The following is a 17,416-nucleotide window of genomic DNA, read 5'->3' as shown; positions in this document are numbered from 1 at the left end:
GCCTGCAATATTCCGGGAGTAAGAAAGGGGGGGCGTGTCAGTTTTCTAGCTGGCGCTAATTTCGGGAGGGCGCGGCTCTCCCTTCCTGTCTCAGAACCCAAAACCCAAAACTCAGAACTTCCCCCGCCGCCCCTGCTGGTTTTCTCTCCTCAATCTCCACATATTGAGAACGACTCAGCCGAGTCTCTCGTCTTACCGTTCGTCAGGCTCCCGCCGCCTGATGTTGCGCGCTGGATTTCTCGCTCCTCTGTCAGGCCTCGCTAGATTGCCTGACCTACTTCGTGTTGAAGGCTTGTCTCATGAACAGAACGATGTGGACCCGCTTTTCGGTGGCTGCTTTGGTCCTGGTAGGGCTGCTGGCTTCGGGAGCGTTGTCGCAGGCTCCCGATCCGGCTCAGCAACGGACTCGCGCCCAAGAACAAATGAACAAAGGCAATTTCAAAGTTGCCTACGACGATTTTCGGGCTCTCTGTCTGAACGAGAAGAACGACGGCAAGGAAGTGGCCAGCGATCTGGTCCTGGCCGTGCAATGCCTCAACAGCCTGGGGCGCACCAAAGAGTTCGACGAGTTTGTCGAAGCCACGATCAAAGCCCATCCGAACAACTGGCGGTTGAAGCAAGAGGCAGCCAATCAATACATCAACAGTCAGCACCAGGGCTTTCTGATCGCCGGCAAGTATGAGCGCGGCTTTCACCGCGGCGGCGGCAAGGTGGTGAACTCGGTCGAGAAGGACCGCGTGCGTGCTCTGCAGCTGATGCAAGAAGCGATTCAGCTTGCCCAGAAGGATGACGTGAAGCCCGAGGTGGCTCAGTTCTTCCTCCGTCTGTCGGAGCAACTGCTGAACAATCGCGGCTCGGAAGAAGCCTGGCGGTTGCAATATCTGGTCGACCTCGCGACGCTGCCAGATCTCGACGACGGCTACTTCTATTATCGCAACAACAACGGCGCCCCGGTCGATGAAAAGGGGAACCCGGTTTATCACACGAACCCCGGCAGTTGGGAAAAAGCCACGACCGATGGTCAGCGCTGGCGCTGGGCGCAGGAACAAGCGATCGAAAATCATCCGCAGCTGAAGTTCGACGTCTGGATGCAGTTTGCCCAGTTCCTCGAACAGCAATTCGGTGTGCAAACGATGCAGCAAGGCAACTACGGCCGATTCTTCGGACCGCAATCCGATGACGACACCAAGAAAGATGAGAGTGGCACTTACGCCCTGCACACGCTGAAGGAAGACGAAACGATCGCCAAGCTCGCCAGCGGCATCAAGCGGTTCACGCTGCCGGATGAGTTCAACTACATCAAGCTCTGGCAAAAGATCGTCGCCGAAGACAAAGGCATTCATAGCGAAAACGCTTACACGCAACTCGCGCAGGTCTTTGAAAATCGCCGCCAGTATCCGACGGCTGCCAAGGTTTGGGCCGACAACATCGCCAAGCATGGCGCGGGTCCGAACAACTGGAAAACTGACCGCCGCAATCAGATTGTGAACAACTGGGGCACATTCGAACCCTCGAACACACAGCCTGCCGGTCAGGGTGCCGTGGTCGACTTCCGTTTCCGCAATGGCAAGAAGGTGAAGTTCGAAGCCAACGCCCTGAAGATCGATCAGCTCCTCACCGATTTGAAGGCCTATCTGAAATCGGATCCGGGCAACAGCATCGACTGGAACAAGATCAACATCGGCAACATCGGTTCGCAGATCGTCTACAACAACGAGACGAAGTACGTCGGCGAATCGGTCGCCACCTGGTCGCTCGATCTCGATCCGCGCAAGGAACACTTCGATCGCCGGATCACGGTCACCACGCCGATGCAAAAGCCCGGCGCTTACTTGCTGACCGGCACGATGGACAACGGCAACGTCAGCAAGATCATCGTGTGGGTTGCCGATACGGCCATCGTGCACAAAGTGCTGGAAGGAAAGCAACTCTATTACATCGGCGATGCGGTGAACGGTGCGCCGATCGCCGAAGCCAATGTGGAGTTCTTCGGCTGGCAGTCGCGGCACATCGGCAATAACAAGTTCCAAGTGGTGACAACGAACTTCGCCGAGAAGTCGGGGCCCGATGGCATCTTGATTCCTGATCCCAAGGACCTGAAGTCCGACAATTTTCAATGGCTGATCACCGCTCGCGATGGCAAGGATGGCAAGGCCCGCTTTGCCTACTACGGCTTCCAGGGCGTGTGGAATGGCGCCGTGCATGATCAGGAATACAAGCAGGTCAAGATCTTCACGATCACCGATCGCCCGGTCTATCGGCCGAAGCAAAAAGTGAATTTCAAGCTGTGGCTGCGGACCACCAAGTACGATCAGGAAGACACCTCGGAGTACGCCAAGAAGACGATTCCGATCGCGATCTTCAATCCGAAGAACGAAAAGGTGCAGACCAAAACAATCGACACCGACGATTACGGCGGCTATGTCGGCGAGTACGAACTTCCTGAAGATGCCACGCTCGGTCAGTACCGAATTAGTCTCGATGCGGGGCACAACATTCCGCTGAATGCGATGGGTGGCAACACCTTCCGCGTGGAAGAATATAAGAAGCCCGAGTTTGAGGTGAAGGTCGACGCGCCGACCGAACCCGTGATGCTCGGCGAAAAGATCACGGCCAAGATCAATGCGAAGTATTACTTCGGCGCTCCGGTCGCGAAGGGGAAGATCAAGTACAAGATCACCCGCAGCCCGCACAACGAAACCTGGTATCCGTCGGCCCCCTGGGACTGGTGCTTCGGCCAAGGTTATTGGTGGTATGGCTACGACTACTCGTGGTATCGCGGCTTTAACGACTGGTGTGGCTGTCGTCGGCCGTTGCCGCCGTGGATCCATCGTGGTCCACAGCATCCACCAGAAATCGTCGCCGAAGTCGAACGCGAAATCAGCCCTGATGGCTCGCTCGATGTCGAAATCGACACCGCCATCGCCAAGGAATTGCACGGCAACACCGATCACGAGTACTCGATCTCGGTCGAAGTGCGTGACGAATCGCGCCGTACCATCACCGGCAGCGGCAACGTGCTCGTCGCTCGCAAGCCGTTCAAGGTCTTCACCTGGATCGACCGCGGCTACTATCGCGTCGGCGATACCGTGGGCGCAAACTTCAAAGCTCAGACGCTCGACAAGAAGCCCGTCGAAGGCAAGGGCGTCGTCACGCTCTACAAGATCACTTACGACGACAAGAAACAGCCGATCGAAACGGCTGTCCGCCGCTGGGATGTGAATACCAACGCGGAAGGTGTCGCCGAGCAGCAGATCAAGGCTTCGGCCAAGGGTCAGTATCGCTTGTCGTATGTGCTCACCGATAAGAAGGAGCACAAGATCGAAGGTGGTTACATCTTCACGATCGTCGGCGACGGCGTGGAAGGAAGCGACTATCGCTTCAACAACCTGGAACTGGTTCAGGACAAACAGGATTACGTTCCTGGCGACAAGCTGAAGTTGCAGGTGAACACCGATCGCAACGACAGCACGGTTCTCCTCTTTGTGCGGCCGACCGGCGCTCAATATGGACGGAGCGTCTATCAACCGCCGAAGGTGATTCGCCTCAAGGGAAAATCGGTCGTCGAAGAGATCGACATCGTCAAACGCGACATGCCGAACTTCTTTGTCGAAGCCCTGACGATCTCGGGCGGCAAGGTTTACACCGAGACTAAGGAACTGATCGTTCCGCCAGAAAAGCGGGTGCTGAATGTCGAAGTGCTACCTTCGGCCACGGTCTACAAGCCGGGGCAAAAAGCCAAGGTGAACGTCAAGCTCACCGACTTCAACGGCGAGAACTACAGTGGCTCGACCGTGGTGAGCGTCTACGACAAGTCGGTGGAATACATCTCCGGCGGCAGCAATGTGCCGGATATCAAAGAGTTCTTCTGGAAGTGGCGTCGCCATCACAATCCTCAAACCGAGGAGAGCCTGGCCCGTCATTCCTACAACATGAGCCTGCCGAACAAACCGGGAATGGAATTTCTCGGTGTGTTTGGCGCTTCGGTTGCTGACGAAATGGAGCAAGACGAAGCCGTCGCGCTCGGCGATGGCAAGTTCGAAGGTGGCTTTGGTGGCGGCAGGGGCGGTATGCTCGCGAACCGCGCCATGGCCATGGACGGTGTCGGCGGAGGAGGAGGTCGGCGCATGGAGATGGCTGCCGGCATGGCGCCAGGAATGGCTCCAATGGCTGCGGCTGCTCCGGGCATGAACATGCTCGCCGATCGCCAAGAGCTGCGCAAATCGGCCGGCGATGCCAACGGTGTGGAGATGCAACAGAAGCAACAAGCCGGCGGCAATGCTCCGCTCATCGAGCCTTCGGTTCGCACCAAGTTTGCCGATACTGCTTACTGGAATGGTGCGATCACGACCGGCAAGGATGGCACGGCTGAGATTGAAATCGACATGCCAGAAAATCTCACCGGTTGGAAGATTCGTGTTTGGGGCATGGGCCAAGGGACGAAGGTCGGCAGCGGCGACGCCGAAGTGACGACCCGCAAGGATCTGCTCGTTCGCTTGCAAGCCCCGCGGTTCTTTGTGCAGAAGGACGAAGTGGTGCTAACCGCAAACGTGCACAACTACCTGCCGAAGGAAAAAGAAGTCTCGGTCACGCTCGAAGTTCCCGGCGGCATTCTGCAGCCGATGAGCGACACGACCGTGATGGTGAAGATCCCCGCTGGCGGCGAACAACGCGTCGACTGGCGCTGCAAGGTCACCAACGAAGGCCAAGCCGTCGTTCGCATGAAGGCCCTTACCGATGAAGAATCGGATGCGATGGAAATGAAGATGCCAGCCTTTGTGCATGGCATGCTGAAGACTGAAAGCTGGGCCAGCACGATTCGCCCCGACAAGGAAATCGGCAAGGTCAACATCAGCGTGCCCACCGAACGGCGAGTCGAGCAGAGCCGCCTCGAAATTCGTTACTCGCCCAGCCTGGCGATGGCGATGGTCGATGCTCTGCCTTACCTGGCCGAATATCCCTACGACACGACCGATACGACTTTGAATCGCTTCCTGCCGAGCGTGATCACGCAAAAAACTTTGCTTGATCTCAAGCTCAACTTAAAGGAGATCGGCGAGAAGCGTTCGAATCTCAACGCGCAAGAGATTGGCGACGACAAGGAACGGGCGAAGGGCTGGAAGCGCTTCGAGCGCAACCCGGTCTTCGACGAAGAAGAGCTCAGTCGCATGGTGAAGGACGGCGTGAAAGCGCTGACCGAACAGCAAATCAGCGACGGCGGTTGGGGTTGGTTCAGCGGCTGGGGCGAAAAGAGCTACCCGCACACGACAGCCGTCGTGGTGCATGGCTTGCAAGTCGCCAAGGCCAACGATGTGGCCATCGTCCCCGGCGTGCTCGAGCGGGGCGTGAACTGGCTGAAGCTCTATCAGGCTGCGGAGCTGCAAAAGCTGAAGAACTTCGAGAACAAGACGAAGGACGTGCCGCACAAGCAGTACGCCGACGCCCTCGATGCCTTTATCTACATGGTGCTGAACGATGCCGAAGCGGATAACACCGAGATGCGCGATCGCCTCTACCGTGACCGCGTTCAGTTGCCCGTCTATGCCAAGGCCATGTTCGGTCTCGCCTTAGAGAAGGTGAAGGACAAAGAAAAGCTCGACATGATTCTGCAGAACATCGAGCAATTCCTTGTTCAGGATACGGAGAACGAAACGGCTTATCTCCGCTTGCCACAGGACAACCAATGGTGGTGCTGGTACGGCAGCGAGGTCGAAGCCAACGCTTATTACCTGAAGCTTCTCTCGAAGACCGAAGGCAAGGGTGAACGGGCGCCGCGAATCGTGAAGTATCTGCTCAATAATCGCAAGCATGCGACCTATTGGCAAAACACCCGCGACACGGCGGTGTGCGTCGAATCGTTCGCCGAGTTCGTCAAGCAAAGCGGCGAACAGGAACCAGCCCTCACGGTGGAAGTCTGGATCGACGGCGAGAAGAAGAAGGAAGTCGAAATCAATAAAGACAACCTCTTCACTTACGACAACAAGTTCGTACTCGAAGGCAAGGACGTGAAAGACGGTATGCACGAGATCGAGATCAAGCGCCGCGGCAAGGGGCCGATCTATTTCAATGCCTACCTGACCAACTTCACGCTCGAGGACCACATCACCAAGGCGGGCCTCGAAGTGAAGGTGAACCGCAAGTACTACAAGCTCACGCCGGTCGACAAGCAGATCAAGGTGGAAGGCTCGCGCGGCCAGGCCCTCAATCAGAAGGTCGAAAAGTATGAGCGCGGCGAACTGAAGGAAGGTGACACGCTGAAGAGCGGCGATCTGGTCGAAGTGGAACTCGAAATCGACAGCAAGAACGATTACGAGTACATCATGTTCGAAGACATGAAAGCCGCCGGCTTTGAAACGGTCGACGTGAAGAGCGGTTACAACAGCAACTCGCTCGGTGCGTACATGGAACTGCGCGACAACCGCGTCACGTTCTTCGTCCGTGCTCTCGCCCGCGGCAAGCACAGCGTGAGCTACCGCATGCGAGCCGAAATCCCCGGCAAGTTCAGCGCTTTGCCCACTAAGGCGAGCGCGGTGTACGCACCAGAACTGAAGGGAAATAGCGACGAGATCAAGCTCAACATCGTCGACTAGAGTTTGTTGCGGCCTCTAAATCCTGTTCCCTCGCCCCGGTACTCCGGGGAGAGGGTTAGGGTGAGGGGCCGAAGCGGCGAATAATCCTAAGGCGGCTCGTTACCACACACGAGCCTCACGCGGCCTCGGTTGTCCACACAACCGAGGCCGTGGTGTTTCTTGAAGGCAAGAAGAAAAACAGGGGCAGTCAGACGCGAGTTGGTTAGCGTCTCTTGCCCCTGGGTGAGATCTGAGGGATCAAATTTTAGGCAGTCCGAAAAGCAGTGACGTCACTGCCTCAGAGCTTTTTGCCGATTATGGTCTTTCTCCCCGCTGCTGCCGTCCCACCAACGCTCCCACATCTGTTTGTCATCGTTAAGGAAGGACCAACCCCTCCTCTGTCGCCGACGATGTCGTGGTTATCCCCCGCATACTGTCTGGGGTGTTTAGCGGCGTCCCCAAAAATTTTGCCAAACGGCACCTCCTTTCGGGAACTCAGTAGATATTCGCCTGCGAGAATTCAATCTTGGCAATCGACAGGCTAAAATCCTCACTTCCTCTGATAGCCGATTATCGTTCAAGCGGATCGCGTGATGTTTCGACAAGCAACTATCCTCGCACTGACAACTCTTTCGCTCAGTTGCTTCTGCGGTTGTAGCGAACCCCAAGCGAAGAGGTCAACTAAGACCAACTGGCCCTACAAATTCGTTCGGTCTAAGGCGGAAGGTGATAACAAGAATGTCATGCGACTGTTTTTCTACAGCGGGAAGTTTAATCAAGCTCGGCTAGTTGAATTTTGCCGAGAGCAGAAGCGACTGTCGAAGGCCGAAGCATTTCTTTACGTCGTAATATTCGACGATGCAAAAAATGCTGGATTCCCAAAGTATCCGTTTACCGCAGGATTCGGTGATGACGAGCAAAGAATGCGACACGTTCGCGCGATTTACGAACACAATCGCTTGAATGGGTTTAGCGAACTCATAATTTATGACACTAATATGTGGGAGGGACGCCCAACCACAATCAAGCTGTGACCACCCCTCGCTAATCATGCCGGAACTGCGCGAGTACGCTTGCTCCGGCCTACTCAACTGCGCTGATTACCGATCAAAAAAACTATGCCCGCCAATATCGCCGGATAACTTGGTCGCGTAGTCATCGGTCATCCCGCTGACAAAGTCGCTGACGCGCGATAACCACCAAGCGTGTCCCTGCGAGAAGTTTTCTTCGGCAAATTCACGGCCCCACACCAGTTCGGCGCAGCGGCGCGAAAGAAAGGGAACATCGGCAAACGTTTGGGCATCGTGGATCGAGTTGATTGTCTTGACCAGCGCCTTCAGCACGCGGCCTAGGATGTGATAAGCGCCAAGCTCCATGGCCACTTTTTTCGAGTGGCCGAAGATTTCGTCGTAGTTGGTCTTGATGGCGGCGATGTGTTCTTTCGTCTTCTCATCGAGCGACGATTTCAGATCCTGGATTCGTTCGCCTTTCATGATCTGATCGAAACTCGCCTCGAACACGGTCCAGAAGGTATCGATCAGGGAAGTAATGGCGAGGCCGCGAAGCTGCGGCAGCCGCATCGATTCCTTGCCGTGGGTCGACGCGATGGCCAGCAGCAGGCGATGCACGCTGGCTTCGTCGCGAATGCCCATTTCGACGGCATCTTCGAGATCGATGATCCGGTAGCAAATGTCGTCGGCCGCTTCGGTGAGAAACGACAACGGATGACGGCAGATCTGTCCGCTCGGCAGCACCAGACCGAGATCCTCGGCCATGGCTTGAAAGAGCGGCAGCTCGGTCGAATAAACATTGTGCTTGTTGCGTTCGGCAGTCCGCGGATCGGCCGACGACCAGGGATACTTGATCGCCGCCGCGAGCGAGGCATGCGTCAAATTCAGATAACTAACCTTCTGGATATCGCGCCGCGCGGCCAATCGAAAGCCCTGCGCGTTCCCCTCAAAGTGCAACCAATCGGCGAGACTAGCGGCGCGCTCCTCGGGACTTTTGAATCGCGCGACGTTGAACATTTCGTCAGCATGTTTGGCCGCCCAGGCCCGCACCACTTCTTCACCGGCATGACCGAATGGAGGATTCCCCAGGTCATGCACCAGGCAGGCCGATTGCATGATCCAGGCGATCTGCGTGGCGTCGCAGTCCTCGAAATCAGACCGCTCACGCGCGAGCCTGGCGACTCGGCTGGCAAAGGTTCGCCCCACGCAGGCCACTTCCATCGAATGCGTCAAGCGATTGTGAATGTGACTGTTGGTGGCCAGCGGATGAACCTGCGTCTTCCTCGCCAAACGGCGAAACGGGGCCGAGAAGACAATTCGATCATGATCACGTTCAAAGGCTGTCCGCGAGTCGATATCAGCGAACTTCTCGCTGTCTGATCGTGAAGCCGCCGGTCGATTTGCAGAGAGGAGGCGCTTCCAGGAGAGATGATGAGGCATTGCGAACAGAGGGAAAAAGTGGCGGCGGCTGCGGAAGTAAATTCGCTGAGCGAATCTAAAGCATAAGAGAAGGCCCGTTCCTACGCACGGGCCATTGCGGGCCTCGGTTGTCCCTCACAACAGAGGCCGTTGCTTTTGCACTTGCCCTGTCAGGCACTAGATCGTCGTGATTTCGCCGAAGCTCCGCTTGAACTCGGCGCCGGTGATCGTGATCAAACCATCGCTGTTGTCACCCGACGAACGGCCGCTGCCGGGAGCATTGCGGTTGTCCACACCGTGCGGGTTATAGAGCGTGACGACGTATTGCGGCACCATCATACGAGTGACCGGGCTGTAGAGGTAGCCGCTGAGTTGCACCGAGTGGACCATGTAGACGTGAAAGCCAGCGAACAGCGTGGTGTCGAGAGCTGCGGCGCCCGTCGTGGCCACCACCGTCGGACGTGCATTGCCGACAGCAAAGAGGTAATCGAGAATGCCGTCGTTGTAGAACATGCTCTGCGTTCCGTTGGCATCTTTCCAAGTCGTGGTCGTGGGAGCCCGGCCCATGATGGCTCCGAGCACGTCGCCCGCATAACCGCCGCTCGTGGTCGACAGGTCGACACCGAGCAAATTCGCCAAGGCCCGGTTCATGATGATCGGCCAGCTCTCACCTTCCTGGCCGCGGAAGTGGGCCGTGGGATCGGTCGAGCGAAGCGTGCCATCGAAGTACACGGGAATGGTCGTCGCCGTGTAAGTTCCAGTCGAGCTCCGGCGGAACAGCGACACGTTGTAGTTGCCATTCCCCGTGTAAGTGATGCGAGAAGCCATGTCGACGCCGTTCTGAGCAGCGTCGCCCATCGACGACAAGATAAAGCAGTTGTTGCTGTTGCCTTGAGCGATGTCGTTGAACGTCGCGCCATTGATCACGGGGCGATATGCGTTGAAGTCGTTGCCTTCGTCGCCCGAAGTGAACTCGCCATTCGAGCCGGCGTCGAGGAAGTCGTCTCCCTTCATGCCCCACAGCGTGTCGTAACCGGCATCGCCAAAGAGGTGATCGTTTCCTTCTTGGGCGAACAAGTAGTCGTTGCCGTTGCCACCGTAGAGAAAGTCGTCGCCATAGCCACCGTTGAGCGTGTCGTTGCCGTCTTCACCAAAGAGGCTGTCACCGCCGGCGGCTTCACCATCGACAATCGACTGGCTGAGCCCGTCGTCGCCGTACAGCGTGTCGTTGCCGGCGCCGCCATGGAGAAAATCGATGCCGCCACCACCCAAGAGCACATCGTCACCGGCGTCGCCGTATAGCTGATCGACACCGCCGTTGCCGTTGAGCGTATCAATGCCATCGCCACCGTACAGAAGGTCGCCGCCGGCGCCACCGTTAAGCGTGTCGTTGCCCACTTCGCCATAGAGGTAGTCAGTCGACGAGCCGCCGTTGAGTTTGTCATCGCCGGCCCCACCGTAGATCACGGCTGGCATGGCGGTGTTGTTGGTTACGGTGTCGTTGCCGCCGTTGGTGCGGATGTCGAGTCGCGTGACCAACGGGCCGACGTTGTAAGTGATCGGAGTCCCGCCGTTGCTCTGATATTGGACCAGAGTGTAAGAACCCGACTTCGACACCACGATCGTTTCCGCCGTATCGTCGCCACGAATCATCAGCGTTCCCACGCTATCTACCGACATGGCGGTGATCGCCATCATCTGCCGTGACTCGAGTGTTTCGAGTTGCAGGAATTGGCGACGAGCGGCGGAGCTTGAGTTTTTCTGAGCGGTTTTTTGCGTAGCAGACATGATGAATTTCCTTGAGAGCGAGATGCAGCTGAGATGAGGCTGACCTGCGGAGCGGAAATTCAAACGGTTTGTTACGCGAAAAACAAAAAAATAAAGCCGCGAGAAAAGAGCTCAAGAAACACGCTGCGGAATGCGGACGAAGCGATGGCTATTCCGACTGCGTTTTTGCGAGGAATTGCCGCACCAGCGGCACGATTCGCTCGTGGGCATCTTCGATCACATAATGCCCGCAGTCGGCGAACTCGTGGACTTCCGCCGTGGGCCAATGCTTGCGGAATCGCTCGAGGCAGCTGGCATTGAAACACCAGTCGCGCATGCCCCAAATCAACGAGATCGGTTTGTTCGCCAGCGTCCAGAGCTGCGATTCGATCTCGGCAAGCTTCTTCCCCGTGGGCTTGCGCCGAGTGAACGGAATGTCCTTCACAAACCGCCAGGTAGCGATGCGATTGGCCCAACTGTCGTAGGGGGCAAGCAGCCCCGCTTGCACTTCCGGCGTCATCCGCTCGGGCTTTTCGGTCGCCATGGTGATTGCGGCGCGGGCGAACAGGTTGAAACCCTGAATAGCCACTTTGCCGAAGATCGGAATCCGACAAGCGGCGATGCGATAAGGCACGTACGGCGGTGGAAAGGCCGCCGTGTTGAACAGCACGATGCGCGAAAACCGCTCCGGCAACTTCAGCACACAGCCGGTTCCAATCGCGCCACCCCAGTCGTGCGCAAGGAGCGTCACATTTTTCAGATCGAGCTTTTCAACGAGCTCGGCTAGGTTATCGATGTGCTGCTCGAGTTGATACCGATAGCTCTGCGGCTTTTCACTCAGCCCACAACCGATGTGATCGGGCACGACGCAGCGATAATCATCGCGCAAGCCGAGCACTAGATTTCGCCAATAAAACGACCAGGTCGGATTGCCATGAACCATCAGCAGCGGCTGCGCATGTTCTTTTTCCGCAGGGCCTTCATCCAGATAGTGCATTCGCGCGCCGCTGCTCGTTGCAAAAAAATGCGAAGCAAACGGGTACAGCGCGCGCCAATCAGCAGCCATCAGGACTCCGAGAACAGGTCATTTCTAATTGGATTAGACTGAATCACTCAATCATAACAAAAGTGAGCGATCAGAATCATGGCAGACCAGCCGCCAATTCCGCGCGAACAAATTATCGGGCAACGCCTCGCTGCGATTTTGCAAGTCGGCGAATCGGCCAGCGGAATTGATTTGGTCACGACTTTTTACCGCCTGGAGTCGGGGCTGACTTTTTTCCTCCCCTTTGAAGACAGTCTGGATTTTTTTGGGGAAGAGCCCCCGCTGGAATCTAAACCACTCACCGCACCGGCACTTGCCAGCGTGGTTGGTCAACGCATCGTTGAAGTATTGCGCCCGTTGCCGGGAATTTCGGGAGTTGAATCTCCCTATCTGATGCTTGAGAACGGGCTGGTTGTCTTCGATGTCATGGGTGCACATGAAGGAACCGGCGGAGCGGGGCTATTTATCCTGCAGCCTGAAGATTGGGATCGCGCGCGGTTTTGCGCGTTCTGGCTATAAATGCAGACCTACTTCCGCCTTTAAAACAACCGGTTGTATCCATTCAACGCCGCCACCCGATACGCTTCCGCCATCGTCGGGTAGTTGAACGTCGTGTTGATGAAGTACATCAGCGTGTTGTGCGGCGGCGGTTGCATCATGATGGCTTGGCCGATGTGGACGATTTCGGCGGCGTTCACGCCGAAGCAGTGCACGCCGAGGACGGCCAATGTTTCGCGATGAAACAAGAGCTTGAGCATGCCGACGCGGCGGCCGGTGATTTGCGCACGAGCCAGGCTCTTGAACTGCGCGTGGCCTACTTCGTAAGGCACGCCTTCGGTCGTCAGCTCGCGCTCGGTCTTGCCGATGCTGCTGATTTCGGGGCTGGTGTAAATGCCGGTCGGAATATCCTTGGCGAGCAAGCTCGCGCACTCATCGCCATTCAGATGCAGCACGGCGGCTCGGCCTTGCATGTAGGCCGCGCTCGCGAGGGCTGGATAACCAATCACGTCACCGACCGCATAGATATTCGGCGCTGCAGTGCGATACGATTCGTCGACTTTCAACTGCCCGCGCGAATCCGCTGTCAGGCCGACGTTTTCCAAGCCGAGATTATCGGTGTTGCCGGTGCGGCCGTTGGCCCACAGCAGAATATCGGTCTTCAGCTTCTTGCCGCTCTTCAAGTGCAGCACCACGCCGTCGCTGAGCCCTTCGACCTTCTCATAAATTTCGCCATGGCGAATCAAGCAACCGGTCTCGCGCAGGTGATAGCTCAGCGCGTCGCAGATTTCGTCATCGAGAAACTCGAGCAGTTGTTGCCGCGTGTTGACGAGGTTGATCTTGCAGCCCAGGTTGCGAAACATCGACGCATATTCGCAGCCGACCACACCAGCGCCATACACCGAAATCGTCTTTGGCGTTGATTGCAGATTGAGAATCGTGTCGCTGTCGAAAATCCGCGGATGAGTAAAATCAATATCTGGCGGCCGATAGGGACGAGCGCCGGTGGCGATAACAATGTTTCCCGCCGTGATCGTTTCGACCAAGCCACGGTTATCGGTCACGGCCACCGTGTGCGGATCGACGAACTTCGCAGAACCGAAGACCAGCCGGGCGCCGTTCTTGTCGTAGAAGCCCCGCCGCATGTCTTCTTGCAGCTGAATCGTCGCTTCGGCCGATTTGCGGAGCTGCGGAAAGGTCAGCTCGAGGTTGTAACCAGCTTCGCGAATCAGGCGATTGGTGTTGACCTCGAGCAGCTGATAAATGGCGAACCGCAGGGCCTTGCTGGGGATCGTCCCCCAGTGCGTGCAGCCGCCGCCGACGCGATTGAAACGCTCGACGACAACGGTTCGTAGGCCTTGTTTGACAGACTGCATGGCGGCCCCTTCGCCGCCGGGTCCCGTGCCGATCACCAGCACATCGACATCATATTCTGGCATTGCTGCTTCCACCTCGTGCGCCGTCAAACGGCCAGTTCCCTCCGCCTCAAGCCACTATCGTACCGGACAAGGCCGAGTTTGGGGGAGGCCAGACGATGTCGCGCCGCCGCGCTGTATTTTCGCTGGAAAGAGTGCCAGAATGCCCTGCATGGGCAAACTGCTGAACCTCGTCGTGGGCCTGCTAGCGCTGCTGTACCTCGGCGTTTGTGCCAATTCGTACGCCGAGGAACCGTTCCAGTTTCCTGCGCCGCGCGAGCATCTGTGGAATCGGCTGCACGAACATCTCTACGTGCGGATCCAACCTAACGGCAGTCGTTATGTACACGAGAACCTGGAAGCGAACTTCACGCCACGCGCAAACTTCCTGATCGAAGGTGATTCGCATCGGCGGGCGATGGAACTACTCGATGAGTTTTTGCGGCCGGAAGCGGCGCATCTTAGTGACGACGTATCGCGGGCGATTTTGCAGCGCGACCTGTGGGCGGTGTTCGCTGCGCTCAGCGAACCAGATCTCGCCAGACAAGCTGAAAGAAAGCAACTGCTGCAACGTCTGGCGAAGGCGATGCGGCTGATCGCATTGCCGACCGAACGGATTGAGAAGTTGCCAGATAACTTCGCCGCCGTCGCTCGCGCTCAGCAGTTCCCCGCGGAGTTCGATCCGCGCGAACCAGACAAGCCGTTCCTGCCGCGCGATCTCTTCGCTGCCGATAGCTCCTGGGTCTTGCTCACCAATCGTTTGCGGCCGGATGCGAGTCCCGCGCCGACGCATGACAAGGCCACGTCGGGCCGCAGCACGTTTTTGCTGCTGCTGCGATTACCCGCCGGACGCGACGCTACACTCGCCTACCTCAAGGACGTTGGCACGAAGCAACTCGGCCGGGATGAACTGCTGCAGTTTCCCGCCGGAACTCAAGTAGCGCTCGCGCGGCGGATGAACTTGCTCGATGAAACGGGAAGTGTCCACGTTTCGCCGTTGATCGAGAGTGTGCAACTGCGTGTTTATCAGGAACTAAAAGCGCCGAATGTCTTTGAGTTCACGCTCCACCGTCGCGCCTTGTTCGACCAGCCAGGCAACAGCTTGCGAGCCGTCGCGCGGGACGAGATCAATCCGTTCGATATCGGTTTGCTGGGACTCGTGCCGCGCAACGAACAGGATCCGATCGAAAATCCCGTCGCCGATCCCGACCGTCGCGGCTTTGGTCGGTTCGTGATGAAAGGCTGCCTGCGTTGCCATGGCGGCCCGGGAATCTATGGATTTCAAAGCATCTTTGTCGATCACTTCGAACAGCCACCGCTCGCCGCGGGCAACTGGAAAGATCAGCTTTCCGCCGCCAAGAGCCGCGCGCAAAAGGGAGCGAGCGTGGCAGCAGTGCAAAGGTTCTGGAAGGCGGACTGACGCCTTTTCCGGCAGACCATGCAAGGGAGCCGGGCAATCGAACTATCCAGGCAGAATTCCCTCTAGTAATTTGAATTTTCTGCTGAGCAGGAGAGCGGCTCGTTCAGTCAGTCGAGATCGCGGACCTTGGCCGCCAAAACGCTGCAGCAATGGTTATTGCCGCGGTTCGCGGCAAGCCGCTACACGCAATCTTCATACTTTCTTTGCAGTCCCTGGCGCTGGGTTTGCCATTCTAGGTGGCTCAACATTCGTCGTTTTCTGGTCGAGCTCACTTTGGGGGATTGGATGCACACCTACTCGACAACTTTTGGCGGCACAACGAATCGTCGGCGGGCTTTCACCCTCGTCGAACTGCTCGTCGTCATCGCCATCATTGGCGTGCTCGTGGCCCTCCTGTTGCCCGCCGTGCAATCTGCTCGCGAGGCCGCGCGGCGAACTCAATGCTCGAACAATCTGCGGCAACTCGGAATCGGGATGCATAACTATCACGATACGCTCAACACTTTTCCCTTCGGCTGGAGCGACTTCGGCCAAGGGTGGAGTGCCTGCATTCTGCCGTACATCGAACAGGCGCCGTTGTGGAATTCGATCCAGTGGAACGACGCCAATGACTGGGATATCGACAACTCTCCCAACGAGCAAGCCTGCGGAACCTTGATCAAAACTCTGCGTTGCCCGTCAGCTGCCATCCCGCAATATGTGAATAATCAAGGCATTCCCAAGCGTGTGCCGGCCTGCTACCGCGGCGTGGCCTCGTCAACGGCCGATTCCGACGATCCGAGCACTTCGGCCGTGGGGCGCTATCTCGAGCAATCGGATCTGGAAGGTATCTTTTTCGGCAACAGCCGCATCGCCTTCAAAAACATCACGGACGGCACCTCGAATACGTTCATGATGGGCGAGTGCTATTGGGACACGTACTCGCAGGACGGCAACCAGATGGACTTCTGGTACATCGGTTCGCCACAGGTCGATCCCTGGCCCGCGAACGCGACTGAATTCAGCGAGTTCGTCGGTTCGACCGGCGTGCCGATGAACGCCCGCAAGATTGCGACGGCTTCGGGTTATGTGAAGGAATTATCGTTCACGAGCTTTCATCCTGTCGGCACACTCTTCTGCATGGCCGATGCCTCGGTTCGCTTCGTGCCTTACACGATGGATGCCGTCACCTACAAAGCCATGGGGAGCCGCGATGGCGGCGAAGTGCTGAAGGATTAATGATGAAATCGAATTTCACCGAGGTCGCCTGGCGGCAAGGAAAATCGTGGGTTGTGCTGGCTGCGCTGCTGCTGTTGACCGGTTGCGGATCGCGGGTTAGTTACCATGAACTGGGGCTGGTCAGCGTCAGCGGCAGAGTAACGCTCGATGGCCAACCGCTGGCCGGAGTGACGGTTCGCTTCGAAGGTCCGCCCAATCGATTTTCCGGCGGCAAGACCGATTCGGGAGGTCGCTACCGCTTGCTGTACGACAGCAATCAAGCCGGTTGCACGCCCGGAGAAAAAATCGTCCGGATCACAGCTGGCGGCGCCGGCGAAGGTTCGGATGAAGAGACACCAATCGAGGCCCCCGACGGCAAAGCTGCCGCGCCAGCCCAAGCCATTCCGGCTGCTTACAACAGTGCATCCACCCTGACGGCCAACGTCTCGTCAAGCAATCGCTCGTTCAACTTCGATTTGAAGTCGATGCCGTAATTTTCGTTGTGTAGAAACGCCACCGGGCTCGCCCCGCTGGTTTACGGCTTATGCACTACTCCGTGCCGCCGATTAGCGAAGTGCGACTGCCGATTGGCCTCAGCGTCGAGGCATCATCGGAAACAATGCTTGCAGCAACGCCAGCAAGCCAACTCCCAAAGCCACGGCATGAGCGCGACTGAAATGTGGCAGCGGCCCGAACAGTGCCGTCGTCACGATCGCCGCACAAGCCAAAAAGAGAAGCAGCGCGCCAAGTCGCCACAACAAGAGATCAGATCGTCGGCGCGCGGCCAGTAACACCTCGTATTCCGCAATCGCTTCATCGATGATTTCGGGATCCAAGCCATCGACGGTCAACGATCGGCGGACATGCTGAATCGCCAGCCGCATTTTCGCCAATGCTTGGCAACGCCGTCGCGCAAAGAAGGCTTGTTCTTTGAGGTTCATTGAAGTGAACGTAGCAGAACAAACAAAAAGAAAAACCGGGTTGCTCGGGGCCTCCGGCCTTGCATCCTTTCCCGAGCAACCCGATGTGCGATTAAAACCGTAGGGTGGGTCAAGCGCACTCGCGAGGCCCACCAT

General features: G+C 57.3%; 10 protein-coding genes. 5 read left to right on the top strand and 5 right to left on the bottom strand.

Annotated elements, in window-relative coordinates; all coding sequences use genetic code 11:
- The first annotated feature begins 311 nt into the window (after nt 1-311).
- A complete protein-coding gene (locus tag M9Q49_RS00825; RefSeq protein ID WP_254506665.1) occupies nt 312-6,590 on the top strand; it encodes an alpha-2-macroglobulin family protein in 6,279 nt (2,092 codons plus the stop codon).
- A gap of 1,079 nt (nt 6,591-7,669) precedes the next feature.
- Here M9Q49_RS00825 and dgt read toward each other — a convergent pair.
- From dgt to M9Q49_RS00810, 3 genes are all read right to left on the bottom strand, one after another.
- Nucleotides 7,670-9,019, bottom strand: a complete 1,350-nt coding sequence (gene dgt / locus M9Q49_RS00820) for a dGTP triphosphohydrolase (RefSeq protein ID WP_254506663.1) — start codon at nt 9,017-9,019, stop codon at nt 7,670-7,672.
- 156 nt (nt 9,020-9,175) lie between these two features.
- Entirely contained in the window at nt 9,176-10,786 is a 1,611-nt protein-coding gene (locus tag M9Q49_RS00815; protein WP_254506661.1) for a calcium-binding protein, read from the bottom strand.
- 148 nt (nt 10,787-10,934) lie between these two features.
- On the bottom strand, nt 10,935-11,831 hold the full coding sequence (locus M9Q49_RS00810; RefSeq protein WP_254506659.1) for an alpha/beta fold hydrolase: 897 nt from the start codon (nt 11,829-11,831) through the stop codon (nt 10,935-10,937).
- A 78-nt stretch (nt 11,832-11,909) separates the two neighbouring features.
- Between M9Q49_RS00810 and M9Q49_RS00805 the strand changes: the two genes are divergently transcribed.
- The gene (locus M9Q49_RS00805) at nt 11,910-12,329 is read left to right on the top strand and encodes a hypothetical protein (RefSeq protein ID WP_254506658.1); all 420 of its coding nucleotides are present in this window, start codon (nt 11,910-11,912) and stop codon (nt 12,327-12,329) included.
- 20 nt (nt 12,330-12,349) lie between these two features.
- Here the strand turns inward: M9Q49_RS00805 and sthA are convergent, their stop codons facing one another.
- On the bottom strand, nt 12,350-13,747 hold the full coding sequence (gene sthA / locus M9Q49_RS00800) for a Si-specific NAD(P)(+) transhydrogenase (RefSeq protein WP_254506656.1): 1,398 nt from the start codon (nt 13,745-13,747) through the stop codon (nt 12,350-12,352).
- A gap of 148 nt (nt 13,748-13,895) precedes the next feature.
- Between sthA and M9Q49_RS00795 the strand changes: the two genes are divergently transcribed.
- From M9Q49_RS00795 to M9Q49_RS00785, 3 genes are all read left to right on the top strand, one after another.
- Nucleotides 13,896-15,143, top strand: a complete 1,248-nt coding sequence (locus M9Q49_RS00795) for a hypothetical protein (RefSeq protein WP_254506654.1) — start codon at nt 13,896-13,898, stop codon at nt 15,141-15,143.
- 285 nt (nt 15,144-15,428) lie between these two features.
- Nucleotides 15,429-16,361 carry a DUF1559 domain-containing protein gene (locus M9Q49_RS00790; RefSeq protein ID WP_254506651.1) on the top strand — a complete coding sequence of 311 codons (933 nt, stop codon included), beginning with the start codon at nt 15,429-15,431 and terminating at the stop codon, nt 16,359-16,361.
- A gap of 2 nt (nt 16,362-16,363) precedes the next feature.
- Entirely contained in the window at nt 16,364-16,834 is a 471-nt protein-coding gene (locus M9Q49_RS00785; RefSeq protein WP_254506650.1) for a carboxypeptidase-like regulatory domain-containing protein, read from the top strand.
- Nucleotides 16,835-16,933: 99 nt separating this feature from the next.
- Here M9Q49_RS00785 and M9Q49_RS00780 read toward each other — a convergent pair whose 3' ends face one another.
- Entirely contained in the window at nt 16,934-17,416 is a 483-nt protein-coding gene (locus M9Q49_RS00780) for a hypothetical protein (RefSeq protein WP_254506648.1), read from the bottom strand.

It is taken from the genome of Anatilimnocola floriformis (assembly GCF_024256385.1).
In the GTDB taxonomy this organism is placed as follows: Bacteria; Planctomycetota; Planctomycetia; order Pirellulales; family Pirellulaceae; genus Anatilimnocola; species Anatilimnocola floriformis.
The sequence above is the reverse complement of the archived record's forward strand: the minus strand, read 5'-3'. Positions and strand labels throughout refer to the sequence as shown.